Genomic DNA, 16624 nt, shown 5'->3' with positions numbered 1-16624 from the left:
GTGCTGCGGCGGCGTCTCCCCGACCGAGCCCACGGGGCGGGGGAGGCGTCGCCCCGTATGGCGTCGCCCCGCACGGCGTCGCCCCGCACGGCGTCGCCTCGGACGGCTTCGCCCCCGTATGGCTTCTTTCGTGTCGACCGGCGGCCTGCGACGATCGCCCGCGGCCGGGCCGGATTCCGCAGCCTCGACCGACGCGCGCAGAGGACGTCGCAACCGCCGGCTGCCTGGCGGAACTTGTCCCGGCACGGCGGTGGTTCCCCTGCCAGAGAGGGCCATTTGCCGCCAAAACCCTGCCCGGCCGCCTGCGCAGCCTTCGCATCGGGAATGTTCTCGTTCCGGAGTCGTGGGAATGCGTCGCGGTGCCGGGGCGGTCGCAGGAAGGGCCATGGTCATGCCGCAGGACATCGTGTTCCACCTTCCCTGCGCGCCGGACGTCAGCGCGGACGCGGACGGTGCCCGGCGGCGCAGCCTCGACTGGTGCCGAAGCCAGGGCCTGGTGACACACCCCGTCGACCGGGAGCGCTTCCTGCGCTGGGACATCGCCGGGCTGATGGCGGCGTGGGTCTCGCAGGCCGCAGGCGACCGATTGGATCTGACGGTGGACGCGGTGGTCGTGGCCACGTTTCTGGACGACCAGTTCGACGGCCCGCTGGCCGCCCGGCCGAGCCGCGTCGCCGCGGCCTGCCGCGCACCCACGAGCCGTGCTCGCCCTCACCTCCACCGCACTGCGAACCGACGCTCCCCTTCACGACGGCACCCGCCTGTGGTGGGGCCACACACCTCACACCCCATGCCGCCCGACCGGCACCGGCACTCCGTCGCACCCGCCTCAGCAGCAGGACTGATCGTCACCGTCCGGCATTCGGACAGGGCGACCGTGCTCTAGGCTGCAGTGATCTCCACGGTGCCGGAAGATGCCTTCGCGGTGATCGTCGCCCTGGCGGACGGATCATTGGGGACCCTGACGTCACGCTTTCCCGAGGTGGTGGACACGGCGACCTTGTACGGGCCGTCGGGGACCTTCAGCGTCATGCTGCCGGATCCGGTGTCCGTCGTGACCGACGTCGGTGCTTTCGTGAAGCCGAGATGGGTGGCACCCGAGTAGGACCGGATTTCGGCGCTCGGACCACTGAGCCCCGAGCCGGTGATGCTGCCCGAGGACGTCTCGACCTTCAGCGGACCGGAGATGTCCTCGGCCCGCACGTCTCCGGAGCCGGTGCGGATGCCGGCGGCCGCGACGCCGGCCACGGTGATCCGGCCACTGCTGTTGCTCAGTTCGACCCTGGCCGAGGCCGGGACTGTCAGCGTGTAGTCGACGTAGCAGTTGTCGCAGCCGTTCGTGAAGGTGAGCACTCCACCCGTGACCTGCTGGGAGGGCTTGGGCCTGGTGCTGTCACGGTAGTGGACGGTGCGGTGGACGGTGACGCCCGAACCGTCCCCGGCCCTGATGTCGATGGAACCACGCCTGGCGTCGGTTAACTCGACCGAAGCGACGGCCTCTTTGACCGTGGCGTCCGCGGTGGTGCTCTTCATGCCGCCGTCCGTGCCGGAACAGGACGTCACCAAGAGGCAGACGGCCACAGCGGCGGGCAACAGGGTCAAACGGTGGTCGATGGTCATGGTGCTCCTCTTCGTGATCAGGCAGGGCCCCGGCAACGCGGAGCCCGCGGGCGGGAGAAGAGGAAGCCGGCACCGCATGGCATCCTTCATCTCCGCCGTCTGCCGGGCCCCGTCACCGGACGGCACCTCATGATTCTCGGCATGGCCTTGGCACGGTATCCGGCTGACTGGTCCGACCACACGGGGGAGAACCCCACCATCAGGTCACCGATGGAAATACAACGGCAAGTCATCAGTCTGGCCGCGACCGAACAGGTGGGATTCCGCATCCCCGCGGCTCGCATGAAAACGGGACCCGGTCAGACTGCGGACACACCTTTCGCGGGCCACCGTTCGCCGGTCACCTCACGTGCGACACGGTGCCACTGGACTTCCCCGCCCGGAAGCGGCCAGGCCCATGTTGGCTGTTGCGCCGTGTGCAGTGCCTCGAGGCGGCGGGCAAGGGACGGCCCTGCGCCGGCGGCACCGTCTGGGACGGAGGCGCCATGGACAGCGCGCAGCTCGGCGAAGCGGGCCAGTTCGGCCTCGTAGAGGTGCACCGCCTCCTCGGTGCCTGAGGCCACCTCGTCGCTCGGTGCGGTGCGGTGCAACTGCAGCAGGGAGGGTGCGGTCGACTCGGCGATCGCTGCAGCGAGCCGCGCATGACCGTCCAGAAGCAGGTGACAGTCCAGGCCACTGACCCACCACAGCAGGACGGGCGGGAGTGTGCCGGCACGGGCCTGCTTGCGGTACGCCTTGACCCGGCCGTCGTCCGCATCGGGCATCGGGCGCAAGGGGAGGATCTCCCACGACCCGGAATGGATGAACCAGTCGATGTATCCGTCCGGATGGCCGTCGATGAGCATCGAGTTCCAGTACTCGGCCTGCGGTCGCCGTCCGTGGTTCCAGCGCAGGAGCGGGCTCTCGGACGACAGCAGCCACCGGCCGTCGTGCAGAGGACTGCCCGGTGAATCGAGCAGGTGCTGTGCGAAGCGGTACGCCCAGCGATCCAGGTTGCCGGCCAGGGCCCGTCCCGTGTCGGCACGCAACGGCGGGACGAGGGAGCGGTAGGCGTCGGTGCGCCAGAACTCGACTCCGTGGAGGTGCTCGTCGACATCGGCAAGGAGCACGGGCCGCGACTGCTGGGTAAGAAGCAGCAAGCACTCGGCGCTGAACAGACACAGACCTGGTTGGCGGCGTCCCTGTACCTCCAGGGACAAGCCCGTCCATGTGCCGTCGTCCCGAGTGATGTCTGTGCGCCGCATGCCAGGACCATAGATGGTGCACACGGTCGACCGCACAGCTGATTCCGCCGGCACCCAGGTCGTCCGGTATCAGGAAGTGCATCCCGACGATCGTCATGGGCATGCCGCCGGAAAGGGGGCTCGCGGTACGTCGCGTGCACCGGTTCACCCAGGTGGCGAGGCCGGAGGCCGGACGGCGTGTGTCTGGACCCCGCACCGGGGTGGGTCTGGACCCACCCCGGTGCGGCGGCTGGGGGCATGGTCCGCGTTCGCGCGGCTCCGTAGCGTCGAAGGCGGCCAGAACGGACACGGACGAGGGTGAAGGACATGACCGGGACGCACATCGTGGACAAGAACGTGAAGTCGTCGAACGGGCCGATGCTGCAGAGCCTGGGGCTGAACGTCGTCGCGCCGCTGGCCGTGTTCTACGGCCTGCGGGCGGCCGGGGTCGGCCTGTGGTGGGCGGTGCTGGCGAGCGCCGTCCCGCCGTTGGTGGAGGGGGTGCTGACGGTGGTGCGGGAGCGGCGCGTCGGGATGCTGGGTGTGCTCGTGCTCAGTTTGGTGGTTCTGGGCGCGGCGCTGTCGGCGGTGACGGGGAGCCCGCGGTTCATGTTCGCCAAGGACGGCTGGATGACGGGGGTCGTCGGGCTCGTGTTCCTGGTCTCGCTGCGCGGACAGCCGATCATCTACCGGATCCTGTCGTCGGTGGCGAGGGGGGACAGGCGCGCGCACGTGGAACGCAACTGGCAGGCGTCGCCGACCTTCCGCCACGTCATGCGGCGGCTGACGGTGGTGTGGGGCGTGGGTCTGCTGCTGGACTCGGTGGTGCGGGTGGTGATCGCGTACACCCTGCCCATCGACTCGGTGATGCTGGTGACCTCGCTCCAGTACGTGGCGCTGTTCGTGTCCCTGGAGATCTTCAGCCGGCGCTACGGGCGGAAGCCGGCCCGGGTCGCTGCCATCCACAAAGAGGCTGCAACGGCCGCCTGACAGGGGCATCGGACCTGACGAGGGTGACCCTGCCCGTGCGCGGCACCAGCAGGTTGCAAAGACCACTGAGATGGCCGGCGGTGCACGCGGAAACACCCATGCAACGAACTCGGTCAAAGCCACGTCCGGAAGGACAGCAGGCCCAGTCCTGCGGTGGCTGCATGTCGCCACACGCGCAGGGGGCCGTCGAGGAGCTGCGCAGGATCGGTGACTCCGGGCCAGTCCTCGATCCCGGCCGGGACCCGGTCCAGCTCCGCACCGACCGGTTCGAGGGCGGCTTCGACGCCGGGCAGGCAGGCGCGTACGTCGGCAGCGGAATGTGTGGTGGCCGCTGGCAGCCCGATCGGTGGCGCCCAATCGCCGAGCCGGCGCCGTCGGGAGATCGCGCTCGGGGCTCAGCTCCTCCATCCTGTCCCCATGAGGTTGGTGGGTGAGCCGGTGACGGCGGACAGGGCAACGCTTCTGAACGAGCTGCGATTCGACCCTGATGCGGTCTACAAGCTCGACCGCCCATTGATGCTCACTCCCGGCGACCAGGTGCACGTTCTCGGGGACCGGCAAGTCATCGTCAGGCGCGCGGCCGGACGCGAGGAAAGGCCCGCCGGGCACTGGACTCCCTGGTGCTGGAGTTGGCGTCTGCTCTGACTCCTGCCGTGCCGCATGGAGGAAGGATCCGGGGCCGGCGTACACCGTTGGCGCTGTCGGCGCGCTCATCCCAACCCTCGAGCAGTGGGAGATCAAAGTGTTGCGGAGCCGGCCGAGGAGACTTTCGTATGCGCCGTCACGCACAGTCGACGTCCGGTGGTCGGCCGGGCAGAAGCAGACGGTTGTTGCCGCGATCCCCGACGGCGTTGCATGGACCTGCCCGAGTTAGCAATTGGGGTGCGGTGCCGACGGGGGAACGGCACCACACCCCAACACGAGCAGCTTATCGGGAAGTAGAGTCGCGGGGCCCGCTTGCAGATATTTTGCTTTTGTGAATATTTGTCTTTGCGGTGAACCCTGCGCAGGGGGAGGCGGTACGGATGGGGTCGCTGCGTCGGCGTCGTCAACAACCACGGGGAGCAACATGCTGCGTTTCGTCCATCGGGTCACCAAGTACGACCCTGCCGACCGCGACGGGCACGGCAGCTACATCGGCGCCGAGGAATCGACCAGCGACCACGGGCCCGTGGAGTCCGCCTACTTGCAGGCTGTCGCCGCCTTCGCCGCGGCAACAGGCGTCGAGCACCTGGTCGTTCGCGAGCCGCAGATCACCGGCTTTGCCCATTTCGGCAGGGAGCCGGCGATCGATGGCCACGGCCTGCACGGGCTCTTCCCACCCGACCTCAGCGGATTCCACGACGGCGCAGAGGTGTCCGTCCCCGTCGGTCTGGAGCTGATCCGGGCCATGCTCCGCGACAACGGTGCCTGGTGCCGTCTGGAAGTCGAGGGCGCGTTCGCCGTGCACGTCGGGTGGGACCAGTACGTCTATGTCAGTAGCGACAAGCCGTGCTGGGACGCCCTTGCGTACACCCGGACACTCGGCCTCTTCCCGGAACGCGTGGAGGCCTCGCCCTACGAGGCGAGCCGCGACGATGAGGCCGGCGTACAACGACCTGCCGACGACGACTTCTGGGCCCGTGTGAGCTGGTCCATAGGGCGGCGGACGGTCATGTTGGAGGAGGGGTACCTCGACAACGCCTCCCGCTGGCACCGCCTCACGGAAGAGACCCTCGACGCGGTGCGCGCCGGGCTCACCCCTCGTGCCAAGCTGACCGTCTGGCCGGACCTGTCCGCCGACGTCGACGCAGTTCTCGCCGGGCTCCCCGAGGAGGGCCCGGTGGAACTCGTCTGGGAGGACGAGAACGGGGCGATCACCAGCACGATCGCAGACGAGACCGAGTACCGGGCCCTGGCGGCACGGATGGTGGGTGCTCGGGCCGCTGCTGCTCTGTCCCTGGATGTCGACGCACGTCACCCCTTGTGTACCGCTGTTCTGCCTGACAATGACGGCGTGTTGCGAGCCAGGTGGCGGACCGAGCAGACCCCCAGTGACCGGATCTGGGCCTTTCTGAAGACTCTCCGCCGCGGGCAGACCGTCACCGGTGTGGTCACGGAGATCGCCGACTTCGGTGTCACGTTCGTGGACATCGGTGGCTTCACCGCAATGATCAACATCCCTGAGCTGTCGTGGAGGCACTTCGATCACCCGTCCGAGATCGTCACCGTCGGGCAGGAGATCTCCGCCGAGATCCTCGACGTCGACCTGGTGCGAGAGCGCGTGCCGCTTTCGCTGAGGGCACTGCAGGAGGACCCTCTGGTGCAGCTCGTACAGCAGGTCGGGAAGGTCGTGACGGGAGTCGTGACCAAACTCCTGCCGTTCGGTGTCTGCGTCCGAATCGAGGAGAGGGAGGACGGCTTCGTCGGTCTGGTGCACAACGGCGAGCTGTCCGAGGAAACCGTCGCCGCCCCCGAGGACGTGGTCCAGGTCGGCGACCCTCTCGTTGTGAAGATCCTCCATGTCGACCTCACCCGCCGACGAATCACCCTGTCCCACCTGCAGGCTGTGGACGCAACGGGGCTTGCGTCCACGCCCGGTGAGCGCCGCTGCACCTGATGGTCGGGCGACGTGGCATCGTGTGGGCCGGCGTCCGGGTGCTCGCCGCCGGCCGCACACGAACCATCAGTGTGCCGGGTCAGCTCCCGTCGCGCACTGCCGCCAGGCCGTTGAACACGCCGACGTAGGCGGTGCCGTCGGGCCCCAGGGTGATCGGGGCCCAGTTGTTGTCGTATCCGACGCCGGTGCCGACGAGCTGCTTCCAGCGGGTGCGTCCCGTGCGGAAGTCCACGGCGGTCAGGTACCAGGCGTCGATGCCGAGGGAGTTGGGGTCCTTGGTGTAGAGGTAGACCAGCCCGTTGCCGGTGGACAGCTTCGGCACGACGGAGGGCGACCGCTCGGCGCTCTCCCACACTGTGTCGCATCCGCTGCCGTCCGGGCGGACGTCGATCCGGGTGACCCCGCCGACGACGCTCCGGCCGAAGGCGAGTGACGAGACGTTCTCGTAGCCGTAGTTGTTCTCGACCACGAGACTGTTGCCCCAGCTGATCAGGGAGTTGTCCGTGGTGGACGCACCCGGTCCGAAGACGGGGATCTCGCACACCAGCCGCCGGCCGGCGGGGACGTCCGTGCCGCGCCGGTAGACGAGGACGTGCATGCGGTCGTCGGCGTTGTCGGTGATCGCGACGTAGCGGCCGCCGTCACCGAAGACGTCCGGGGTCGTTCCCGAGCCCTGGTTGACGGAGCCGGGCTTGGTGCCGGTTCCGCGGTCGTAGGTCTGCCGCCACAGCACGGCGGGTGTTCCGTCCGCGGCGGCAGTGAACTCGTACAACGCGTGGTCGGAGACGATCGACACACCGTCGGAGGCGACGGAGAAGGAGTTCTGGATCTCCTCGTCGGCCAGCCGGACGGAGCGGATGGTCCCGGTGGCGGGATCGACGGTCCCGATACGTCCTTGCCGGGTGACCCACCAGATGCGGCCCTGCCAGTCCGGCATGACCGAGGTGACCGGGTCGCAGGTCCCGGTGGGGTGCAGATGGGTCCAGGTCACGCAGTCGTGGGGGACCTGACCGGTCAGGTCCCAGTCGTCGGTGACCGTGAACTCCCAGCTGCCGTCGGGCTTTTGCCGGTGTGCCAGCCGGATGACGTGCTGCCGGGAGTCCGCGAGGACCAGGCGGTCTTCGTCGTCGAGGTAGGAGTAGGCGCCACCGGACGTGTCCTTGAAGATCCGTGAGAAGTCGAGCCGGGTGATCGCCTCCACCGTGGACGGGCGTTGCGGCAGTTTGTACTCCGCCAGAGTCGCGAGACTGCGCGGGTCGAGCAGCTTGACCAGGAACCCGCTGAACGTCCCGCACACGGTGACGATCCGCCCCTCCCGGTCGAAGGTCACGTTGGCGCACTCGCCACCCAGCAGAGCCACCCGCTCGCTGCTGACCTGCGGGTGAACACCGAGCGGACCGGACCACGGGTAGGTCGCGCTGCCCCAGCCGTCCGCATGCATACCGGACCGGCCGTTCGTGGCGAGGTACGGGTGCTGCGGGGGCTGCGTGCCGGGCACCGGTTGTGCGGTGGCCGAGGCACCGTCGTAGGCGTCGACCAGGCGGTGGCCGGGCGCCTTGGGGATCGGCTCGGCCAGGGCGGGCGTGGGCACGGCAACGGCCGTCCCGGCGGCCAGCGCCAGGGTGACGGCCAGGGCACGGCAGAGTGTCCTGCGGGACATGCGGCTCCTCGGGATGCGAACAACAGGTGGTCGCGCCGCCGCGACCATAGGAGCGCTCCACCGAGGAGTCCACACAAACATGAGAATTGTTCATGATCTCGCAATGACCGATGCGTGATGCGCCTGCTGCGCACCGGCCACCACCCCACCCGGGGCCCACAAGGGGCGTCGCTTCCTGTCAGGACACCAGGGTCTGCTCCTCCAGTTCCGTCAGTCTCACGGTGCACAGGCCGCTGCGCTCGGACTTGACCTCCGTCACCTTGAGCTGGGTGCCCGGCAGAAGGATGAACTCCTCCTCGCCGGTGAACGCGGAGAAGTCACGAATACCCACGGCCCGGGCAGGGGTCACCTCGAACAGCGTCCGCTTGCCGCGGCTGCCGAGGAACCCCTTGGCCACGCCGAGCTGGGACGTGCACGAGGACACACCCCACCAGGTCACGGTCCGTCCGAGCGGGTACTGCGCGCGCAGGTCCAGCGAGACCCCGCGCCACAACGGTGCGCTACGGACAGGGAGTTGCGAAACCGCCGAGAACAACAACCGCAGATACGGCAGGTACGGGACGAGCCTGGACCGGTCCGGGGAGCGCAGGACGGCGTTGATCTCCCGGTAGAACGCGGACTCGCAGGTGTACAGGTAGAGGGCGGCGACCGCCTCGGCGGACAGGCCGCCGGACATCTCGTCCGCCCGCAGCTTGCCGAACTCGTGCGACCGGTCGACGTGCCGGCCCAGCCCGGACAGCAGAGCGGCGACCGGGGCGACAGCCTCGCGGAAGTCCATGAGCGGGGTGTCGAACACACCCGTGATCGCGGGAAGGGCGAGACCTTCGTCCTTGACGCTGGAGAGCCGGTCGAGGTAGAGCTGGTGCAGCTCCATGGTGGAGGCGATGAACGCGCCCATGCGGTCGGCGACACCGCCGTCGACCCCGTCCGTCTCTGCAGCGAGCTTGTTCCAGCCGGTGCTCGGGAGCCAGTCGATCTCGTCGGCGCCCAGCGATGCCAGGGCCGCGTTCACCATGCCGAAGTGCTCGCCGTCGCAGAAGATGTCACCCTGCGCCGCGGGGTTGGCGTGGTCGATGTGCCGGACCTCGACCTCGGGGTACTTCTTCTGGAGTTGGAGAACGACCTTCTTCAGACTGCGCGCGTGCGCCCCCCACCATGCGAAGACGACCCCGCGGTCCTCGTCGTCGGCGTTCTGCTTGGCCCTGAGGATCTCCTCGACGATCCGCTCGGCGACCGGCCGCCAGAAACGGGTGTGCCGGTCGGTGCCGATCGCCCCGTCGCCGTTGGCCGTCAGCGCCGCGTTCAGCAGCAGCACGCCCTGCGTGAGCATCGCCTGGAACCACTCCGGCGGCTGGACGGTGTCCTGTTTCTTCAGCAGCGCGCGAACGTCGGCTATCGGGGTCTTCTTGGGAATGCCGTACTTCCACATCGCCGCCGCCTTGATGATGCAGCGGATGCTGACGACCCTGCCGAACTGGCTGTCCTTCCAGTCGTGGAAGGTGTTGTCGAACATGGCGATGCCGGTGGCGCTCTCCGGCCGCGGGTACGGGTTCTGCCCGAAGATGACGACCTTCCACTTGTGCGGCGCGTTGGGCTTGAGCGCCTGGAAGGTCAGTTCGCGGACGGGGACGACCTCCGGGCTGCGGCCCGGGCCGATGAAGGAGGCCGCGTCCGGCTGTGCCTCGATGACCGGCTTCAGCAGCGGAAGCCACGGTTCACCTCCGCCCTTGAACAGTTCCGCGAGGGCGAGCGGGTCGTTCGGGTCCGGCGTGGCGGGGGCGTTGGCATCGCTCATGGGGAAAGGCTCCGAAGGGTCGAACCGTGCTGGTGGAAGGCCTGGTCGGCGCAGTGCCCATGAGGGTATGTCAGCCCACTGACAGCCCCCTCCGGTTCGTGGGGGCGCCCGGCCGGGAGGCTGCTCTGTCAGTGGGGGGCGGTAGCGTTCCGATCAGTTGAGTGACCGTTCCCGATCGGAGTGAACCATGACCGCAGACCGTGTGCAGTCGCAGCTCAGGGTGGTACTGACCGACGTCAACACCGCAGTGGTGGAGTCATGGCGAGCTGCTTTCGCCGACACTCCCGAGATCGAGATCCGCAAGGGCTCGATCCTCGACGAGGACGTCGACGCCTGGGTCAGCCCCACCAACTCCCGGGGCCGGATGGACGGCGGGGTCGACGCGGTCGTCAAGCGGCATCTCGGCGCGGGCATCCAGCTGCGGGTACAGAAGGCGATCCGCAGTCGGTTCGCGGGCCACTTGCCGGTGGGCAGTGCGGTGTGCGTTCCCTCCGGGGCGGTCGTGCCGAGGTTCCTGATCTCGACACCGACGATGGAGACGTCCTCGCAGAACGTCAGTGAGACCCTGAACGTCGCCCTGGCCTGCGCCGCTGCGTTCCAGGCGATCCACCAGCAGAACAGCGAGGCGCCGGGCAGCATCCGGTCGGTGGCGCTGGTCGGCATGGGCGCCCGGACCGGCCGGGTACCGGCGCGGGTGTGCGCCAACCTGATGTGGACGGGCTACACCCTCTTCAACGACCACCACTTCGAGGATTACGACGACCTGCGCAGCACGATCGTCGCGCAGCTCGACGACATCGAGAGCGCGCCGGTGGAGAAGCGGGTTCGCATAGCACCGCCGAAGCGCTCCACCTCGCGCCGCTGACGAGGTCTGGTCCGGTGTCCTGGTCCGGGTCGGGGGAAATTCCGTCCAGGTCTGGGTGCGCTGGAAGGAGACGCCGCGACCCAGCAGCAGGCGCCGTAAGGTCATCGTGCTTGTCGGTGTGTGTCCGCACGGTGGCGGAGGGAGCGGAGGACGGCATCAGCGTGCGTCCACAGCCGGGACCCGGCGGCATCGGGGACCAAGTGCCTGTTCGTGGTGGGGATCAGGCCGGCGAACGAGCTGCTCCGTTCGGGTGAGCGCACGGGGCGGCTGTCCTGCTGTCCATACCAGAGGTCGACGGGGGCCGTGATGCGAGCCGGATCGAACGGCCACCGGACCGTCGCCAGGACGCTGTCGCGTGCACAGCAGCCCAGCCCCTGCGCGAAGGCTCGTGCATGGCATGGCGAAAGGTCCGCTGGGATCGCGGCTCGGTGCAGAGGGCGTGATCGATGGCGCGGCTGGTCAGATGACCAGCTCTCACAGGCAGCCATGATCCCATGGGCTGCGCGCCCCGGTCGGGCGCCGGGACGAGGTCGACACGGCGTCCACGGTGAGCGCCCATGGGAGCTACCGGCCGCCGGCCTACGACACAAGCCGGTGCCTCCCTCACCACGGTCGAGGTGAGGGAGGCTGAAGGCGCGAGGCGGCGGGTCCGGGGCAGATGCCGCCGCTGTGGAGCATCCGGCGTCAGGTGAGGTCGTCGAAGTCGTCCCGGATGTCGTCGAGCGACTGCTGACGTCCCTGCTGCTGGTCGCGGTCCTCCTCCCGGGCCTGCCGGCCATGCTCCTGAGCCCGCTGCCTGCTCTGCTGGGCCTTTTCCTTGGCCTGCTGCGCCTTGTTCTGCATCTCGTCCTTGATGCCCATGGGGCTTCACTCCTTGCGGGAGGGGGATTGAACCCACGCTCGCATTCGGACACGGCAGCCGCATCTCGGGCCGTGACGCTGCGTGAGGGCCTGCCGTGCAGGGGGACGCCGTGCAATCGGCTGACTCTGACGCGGTGCCCGGTGGGGGAGTCGGTGCGGGCACCCACCGGAATGTCCGGCCGACCGTGCTCGGCGGTAGCGGTGGCGGTGCCGGTGGCTGTGCCGACGGCCCGCCGGTCTACCGGCGGGCCGTCATGAGCCCCCCTGCACGGAGGGGCGCGCGGTGTTGCGGATCCGCCCCGGCCTCACCAGGTGACCGGCAGGCGGACGGGGAAGCGGCGGATGGTCCCGGTGTCCCATTGGATCTCGTCGCTGGCGACGTCGAGGCGGAGGTGGGGGAAGCGGGTGAGCAGCCCGGTGACCGCGCTTTCCAGCTCCGCGCGCGCGAGTGGTGCGGCGAGGCAGTGGTGGCCGCCCCAGCCGAACGTCATGTGCGGATGGGCCGGGCGTTCGAGGTCGAGGATGTGCGGGTCGGGGAAGACGGCCGGGTCACGGTTGGCTGCCAGGTAGGACACGTGCACGTACTCGCCCGCGCGGATGGCGGTTCCCTCGACCTCCGCGTCCTCCAGCGCGATCCGCGGGATGCCCACGCCCTTGCGGAACGGGATGAAGCGCAGCAGTTCCTCCAGCGCGCCGGGGAACCGGTCGGGCTCGCGCGCGAGCGCGGATCGCTCCTCGGGCAGGGTCAGCAGCAGGTAGGCGATGTTGCTGATCTGACAGGTCGCCGTGTCGTTGCCGCTGAGGATGAGCGTCACGGCCAGGACGGCCAACTCGTCGTCGCTCAGCGGCTCTTCGCCCGACGGCACCGGGGCGGAGGCCATCGTGCTGAGCAGGTCCTCGCCCGGGTTGCGCCGCCGGTCCGGGATCATTTCGGCGAAGTACGTCCGCAGGCGGGCCTTGGCGTCGGCCGCGTCCTGGCGGGCGTCCGGGGAGGTGGCCAGCAGCCGCATGGTGCAGGCGCGCAGATGGTCGCGGTCGGCCTCGGGGACTGCGAGCAGCTCGCAGATCGTCAGGTGGGGCAGCGGAACCGACAGACGCTCCACCAGGTCCGCGGGCGGTCCCACCTCGGCCATTGCTGCGAGGAGCTGGGCCACCACCCGGTCCACGGCGGGCCGCATGGCTGCCACCCGCTCCCGTGTGAAGGCCTGGGCCGTCACGTGCCGCAGCCGGGTCACGTGCGGTGGGTCCGTCACGTTGATCGACTCCGGCGACACGATGGGCTCGGGCGTCATCCTCGGATAGTTCCGCCCGACGATCGCCGCTCGGCTGAATCGCGGGTCGCACGTCACCTGGCGCACGCCGGCGAAGCTGGTCACGAGCCATGCCTCGGCCTCGCCGTAGGGCAATCGGATCCGGCTGACCGGGCCGCGCTGTGCCAACGCGGCCAGCGAGGGGTCGAACTCCAGGGCGTCGGCGAAGTCGAAGGGGCAGGAGCGCACTGCCGTGTCGTGGAACGTCATGTGGGGTCCTTAATGCGGCGCTGGGCGCGTCGCTCTCGGGGTGCCGGCCTTCCCGCGCTGCCCGTCCGACATCGTTGTCGCCACCCGTGGGGGCTGAAGGTGTTGTTCGAGCAGCCGCAGAAAACGGGGTCGAAGGGCTTGTGTCGCCCGGACACCGATTTCTCGCAGTCCATCACCGTGTCGCAGAAGCTGCCCGTTGAAACCCGGTTGTCCCGGGTCGGCCTTGCGCGGGGAGTTGTGTCCAGGGACCCCGCCGCCGGGGGCCGTCCGGTCCATGAGGACCGGGACTGTGCTGGGGCTATCGCGGTGATGTGGGAAGGCATGTGTCCAGTCACCTGTGCTGCCTGGGTGGTGGCCGCCTAGTCGGCCACCGCGGTGATCTGTTGAGCAGTGGAGGCTGTGTTCGGGCCGGTCGCGATCCAGGGTGAGGCTCCGTGACTGAAGCCGGCATCGGAGAGGAGTGACGCCGCCTGGCGGATCTCATCCGGCTGGAGAACATCGGGTGCGCCGCCTGGGGGCTCGCTGGACATGGCGTCCTCCCGGTCGTATGGCCTGAAAGAGGTCATCTGCTCAATATGCGGTAGCCCGAGCGACTTCGCAGAACAGGAGCTTCAGGCAACGAACTGGTTCCTGGAGGGTCCCTCCGAACTCTCTGGGCAGCGCGATTCCCCCCATTGGTTTCCGGGGTCGTCCGTGTGGCGGAGAGGGCGAGGTGTGAAGCTGCGTGGGCCTGGTGGGGCCCGACCGTGAGGCTTAGCTCGCTGGTCTCCGATCAACCACTCCGGGCCCTGGTTCCCGCCCTGGTCGGAGGCCACGGCGTGGATCGGGACGGACGGCCGAGGCGGCACAGGCCACGCGCTCGAAGCTCTGACACGATCTCGAGGCTCTGACACGATGAGGTGATGTTCGATTTCGGTATTGCGGGGTACCGGCCCGCGTGGTTGCACAGTCGTCGTGACGTCGTACGCGAGCATGGGCATCGCCTGCGTGGTCTGGTCGGCCGGACACTGACGAGAGTCTGGATGGTCTGGGACCTTCAGGACGATGAGTGGTTCTGCGACTGCCCCGTGCTGTTCGACTTCGATGGCGAGCAGGTCGAGATCAACCATCACAAGCTCGACGAACTCTCCGTCACGTGGAACACGATCGACCCTGCCCGGCCCGTCCGGTGGCCCGGCTTCGACCTGCAGTGGCGTTCCGAGCCGTTGCCCGAACTGCAGGCTCTGCGGGGGCTGGCCCTCAAGGACACCGAACTGCTCGAGTGGATGGGCCGGGATGTCGCCCACGGAAATGTCGACGTCGGCTTCGCCTTCGAGACGGGCCGGGTGACCGTCTTCAACTCCCTCGACGAGAACGGGCTGAGCTTCGACGCGGCTCTCCCGGTGGGACAGCAGTGGATGACGTCGAGGCCGATGCAAAGGGAAGTCCCGCAGCCGTCCAGCCACGCCTCGGACCAACGGTTTCCCGGCCCCGGACAGGGGGCGAGCCGTGGTCATCGTCCGACGGCACAGTGACTGTGAGCAGTGAAGAGGCCAAGGCGATCGACACGGAACTGCTGTTCGTCCGAGCCTCGGTCGCCGAGAAGCTTCGCAACAAGGCTGGTTGGCTCGTGTTTTCGGACCCGTTGACTTCCTGGTACGGCTGTCTGCCGGAGTCTCGGGTGGCGATCCAGCTGGTGAGCTCGCGGGCGATCCGACGGACGTCAACGTCAGTGGTGACCTCGTGGTCGCGGCGCAGCCGAGCGACGGCGCCCGGCGGCCACTCCCGGCTGTGGTCCGCGACGGCTCGCTCGCTGCGCAGGATCGGGAACGACGACATGGAGCGTGAAGCGATGTTTCTGGGTGAGTCGCCGAGCAGTTGGCGGCCTTGCCGTACCGGGGTGTGCAGCGCCTGGTGATCGACGCACCGTGCTGCCGTGCCATCGGCCCGGCCGGATACGTAGATCTGGACGGTCCGGTCGGTGGAGGAGGTGCCCAGTGGCCACTTCGCCGAGGCAGTTGCTCAGCCGACCAGTTGCTGGCCGCCGTCTATGTCGTAAGTCGCTCCGGTGAGTGCTGTGTTGGTCATGATGTGAACGGCGAGGGCCGCGACGTCGGCCGGTCCGACGACGCGGCCGATCGGCAGCGTCGCGCGCAGTTCCTCGCGGCGTGCGTCGAGTCCGTCGCCGAGGAGCGTGGCCGACAACGGTGTGTCCACGAAGCCTGCAGCGATCAGATTGACCCGGACCGGCGCGAGCTCGAGCGCGAGACTGGCGGTCAGCGCGGGCATCGCCGCGGTGGTCGCGGGCGCGATCCCGAGGCCGGCGCGAACCCGCCGGGCGCCCGTGCCACTCATGAGCAGCAGGGTGCCGCCCGGTCGTACCGCGTCGGCGGCATGGCGCGCGACCTCGATCGCGAGAACCATGTGCCCGCCGACTGCCCGGCGCGCCTGATCGGGGTCCATGTCCAGCAGGCGCCCGTAGGACGGGTGGCCGGCCGTGACCATCACGTGGTCGACCGGCCTGGGCAGGTCCTGGAAGAACCCCTGCAGTTGTTCCGGGTCGTCGGCGTCGAAGGCGGCGGCGCTGAGCGCATCGACCTCTGCGGCCGCTGTGCGCAGACGCTCGGGGTCCCGTCCGGTGAGAATCGCCCTCGCGCCCTCGGCACGGGCGTGTCTGGCGGTAGCCAGCCCGATGCCCGCGCTCCCGCCGATGACGACGAGGGTCTGTCCGAGCAGCGCAGGTTCGCGGGGGTGGTACGCCGCCGATGGCTCGAAACTCATGGATCCTCCTCTGCCGTGGCGGCCCGGATGCGTCTGCGGGGTGATTCACCAACTCCGGGGAGGCCCACGGAGTTGGAAGAAGGCATCGGAAGGTACCGGGTGAATCGGTCGACCATCCGCCTGATGTCGGCTGTTTCGCAGGGAGAGTGAGACCGTTCCTCACCGCTCGGGCGGCTGCGACAGGGCGTGCTTGATCTGCCTGGTCCGCTCGTCGGCGAGGACCTCGACCCGGTCGTTCTCCAGGGCGTCCATGGTCTGCTCGGCGACGTCGGCCGGGCTGATCTTCGGTGCGTCGGTGAAGGAGCTGAGATCCGTCTCCACGAAGCCGGCGTGGACGCCGACCACGAGCGTTCCCTGGTCGCGCAGGCCCTGCCGCAGCGCACCAGTCAACGACCACTGGGCTGCCTTGGCGGCCGCATAGCCGGGGTATTCCGGTCGCGAGGCCCAGGAGGCGGCCGACAACATGTTCACCAGCGCCCCGCCGCCGTTGCGGGCCAGGACGGGCGCGAAGGCACGGGAGACGGCCCAGGTGCCGAAGTAGTTGGTGTCCATCGCCTCGCGCGCGCTGTCGAAGGAGCCTGTCAGGAGCTCGGTGTCAAAACCTCCCACCGCGGCGTTGTTGATCACAATGGTGACGTCATGCGCGGCGGCGGCCGCCGCAGCGACCTCCTCGGGCTTCGTGACGTCCAGACGCACCGCTGTGAGGTACTGATCGTTCACGGTGGCCGGAT

General features: G+C 68.9%; 15 protein-coding genes. 7 read left to right on the top strand and 8 right to left on the bottom strand.

The window, feature by feature from the left end:
• Positions 1–385: 385 nt before the first annotated feature.
• Complete coding sequence (locus AB0H32_RS27830) at positions 386–886, top strand: hypothetical protein (RefSeq protein ID WP_361125504.1); 501 nt, start codon at positions 386–388, stop codon at positions 884–886.
• On the opposite strand, the gene AB0H32_RS27825 is transcribed toward AB0H32_RS27830, so the two are convergent.
• On the bottom strand, positions 883–1620 hold the full coding sequence (locus AB0H32_RS27825) for a DUF4097 family beta strand repeat-containing protein (RefSeq protein WP_361125501.1): 738 nt from the start codon (positions 1618–1620) through the stop codon (positions 883–885). The two genes, AB0H32_RS27830 and AB0H32_RS27825, sit on opposite strands and share 4 nt — an antisense overlap.
• 299 nt (positions 1621–1919) lie before the next feature.
• Positions 1920–2864, bottom strand: coding sequence for a hypothetical protein (locus AB0H32_RS27820; protein WP_361125499.1), 945 nt, complete (start codon positions 2862–2864; stop codon positions 1920–1922).
• Positions 2865–3170: 306 nt separating this feature from the next.
• Between AB0H32_RS27820 and AB0H32_RS27815 the strand changes: the two genes are divergently transcribed.
• From AB0H32_RS27815 to AB0H32_RS27805, 3 genes are all read left to right on the top strand, one after another.
• Positions 3171–3833 carry a VC0807 family protein gene (locus AB0H32_RS27815; protein WP_361125496.1) on the top strand — a complete coding sequence of 221 codons (663 nt, stop codon included), beginning with the start codon at positions 3171–3173 and terminating at the stop codon, positions 3831–3833.
• 417 nt (positions 3834–4250) lie between these two features.
• Positions 4251–4478, top strand: coding sequence for a hypothetical protein (locus tag AB0H32_RS27810; RefSeq protein WP_361125493.1), 228 nt, complete (start codon positions 4251–4253; stop codon positions 4476–4478).
• Between the two features lie 424 nt (positions 4479–4902).
• Complete coding sequence (locus AB0H32_RS27805; protein ID WP_361125491.1) at positions 4903–6432, top strand: S1 RNA-binding domain-containing protein; 1530 nt, start codon at positions 4903–4905, stop codon at positions 6430–6432.
• Positions 6433–6511: 79 nt separating this feature from the next.
• On the opposite strand, the gene AB0H32_RS27800 is transcribed toward AB0H32_RS27805, so the two are convergent.
• Together AB0H32_RS27800 and AB0H32_RS27795 are read right to left on the bottom strand one after the other, a co-directional pair.
• Positions 6512–8092, bottom strand: a complete 1581-nt coding sequence (locus AB0H32_RS27800) for a hypothetical protein (protein ID WP_361125488.1) — start codon at positions 8090–8092, stop codon at positions 6512–6514.
• Positions 8093–8270: 178 nt separating this feature from the next.
• Positions 8271–9887 (bottom strand): ADP-ribosyltransferase domain-containing protein, encoded by a 1617-nt coding sequence (locus tag AB0H32_RS27795; RefSeq protein ID WP_361125485.1) that lies wholly within the window; start codon positions 9885–9887, stop codon positions 8271–8273.
• A gap of 187 nt (positions 9888–10074) precedes the next feature.
• On the opposite strand from AB0H32_RS27795, the gene AB0H32_RS27790 reads away from it, so the two are divergent.
• Positions 10075–10752 carry a macro domain-containing protein gene (locus AB0H32_RS27790; protein WP_361125482.1) on the top strand — a complete coding sequence of 226 codons (678 nt, stop codon included), beginning with the start codon at positions 10075–10077 and terminating at the stop codon, positions 10750–10752.
• Between the two features lie 684 nt (positions 10753–11436).
• On the opposite strand, the gene AB0H32_RS27785 is transcribed toward AB0H32_RS27790, so the two are convergent.
• A complete protein-coding gene (locus tag AB0H32_RS27785; RefSeq protein WP_361125479.1) occupies positions 11437–11613 on the bottom strand; it encodes a hypothetical protein in 177 nt (58 codons plus the stop codon).
• 305 nt (positions 11614–11918) lie between these two features.
• Positions 11919–13133, bottom strand: coding sequence for a cytochrome P450 (locus tag AB0H32_RS27780; RefSeq protein WP_361125476.1), 1215 nt, complete (start codon positions 13131–13133; stop codon positions 11919–11921).
• Positions 13134–14155: 1022 nt separating this feature from the next.
• On the opposite strand from AB0H32_RS27780, the gene AB0H32_RS27775 reads away from it, so the two are divergent.
• Entirely contained in the window at positions 14156–14647 is a 492-nt protein-coding gene (locus tag AB0H32_RS27775; RefSeq protein ID WP_361125473.1) for a hypothetical protein, read from the top strand.
• Positions 14648–14649: 2 nt separating this feature from the next.
• A complete protein-coding gene (locus tag AB0H32_RS27770) occupies positions 14650–15030 on the top strand; it encodes a hypothetical protein (protein ID WP_361125470.1) in 381 nt (126 codons plus the stop codon).
• 104 nt (positions 15031–15134) lie between these two features.
• Here the strand turns inward: AB0H32_RS27770 and AB0H32_RS27765 are convergent, their stop codons facing one another.
• Positions 15135–15893 carry an SDR family oxidoreductase gene (locus AB0H32_RS27765; RefSeq protein WP_361125467.1) on the bottom strand — a complete coding sequence of 253 codons (759 nt, stop codon included), beginning with the start codon at positions 15891–15893 and terminating at the stop codon, positions 15135–15137.
• Positions 15894–16052: 159 nt separating this feature from the next.
• A partial coding sequence (locus AB0H32_RS27760; RefSeq protein WP_361125464.1) for an SDR family NAD(P)-dependent oxidoreductase occupies positions 16053–16624 on the bottom strand: 572 nt, incomplete at its 5' end.

It is taken from the genome of Streptomyces sp. NPDC020362, assembly GCF_040642095.1.
Taxonomy (GTDB): domain Bacteria; phylum Actinomycetota; class Actinomycetes; order Streptomycetales; family Streptomycetaceae; genus Streptomyces.
The sequence above is the reverse complement of the archived record's forward strand: the minus strand, read 5'-3'. Positions and strand labels throughout refer to the sequence as shown.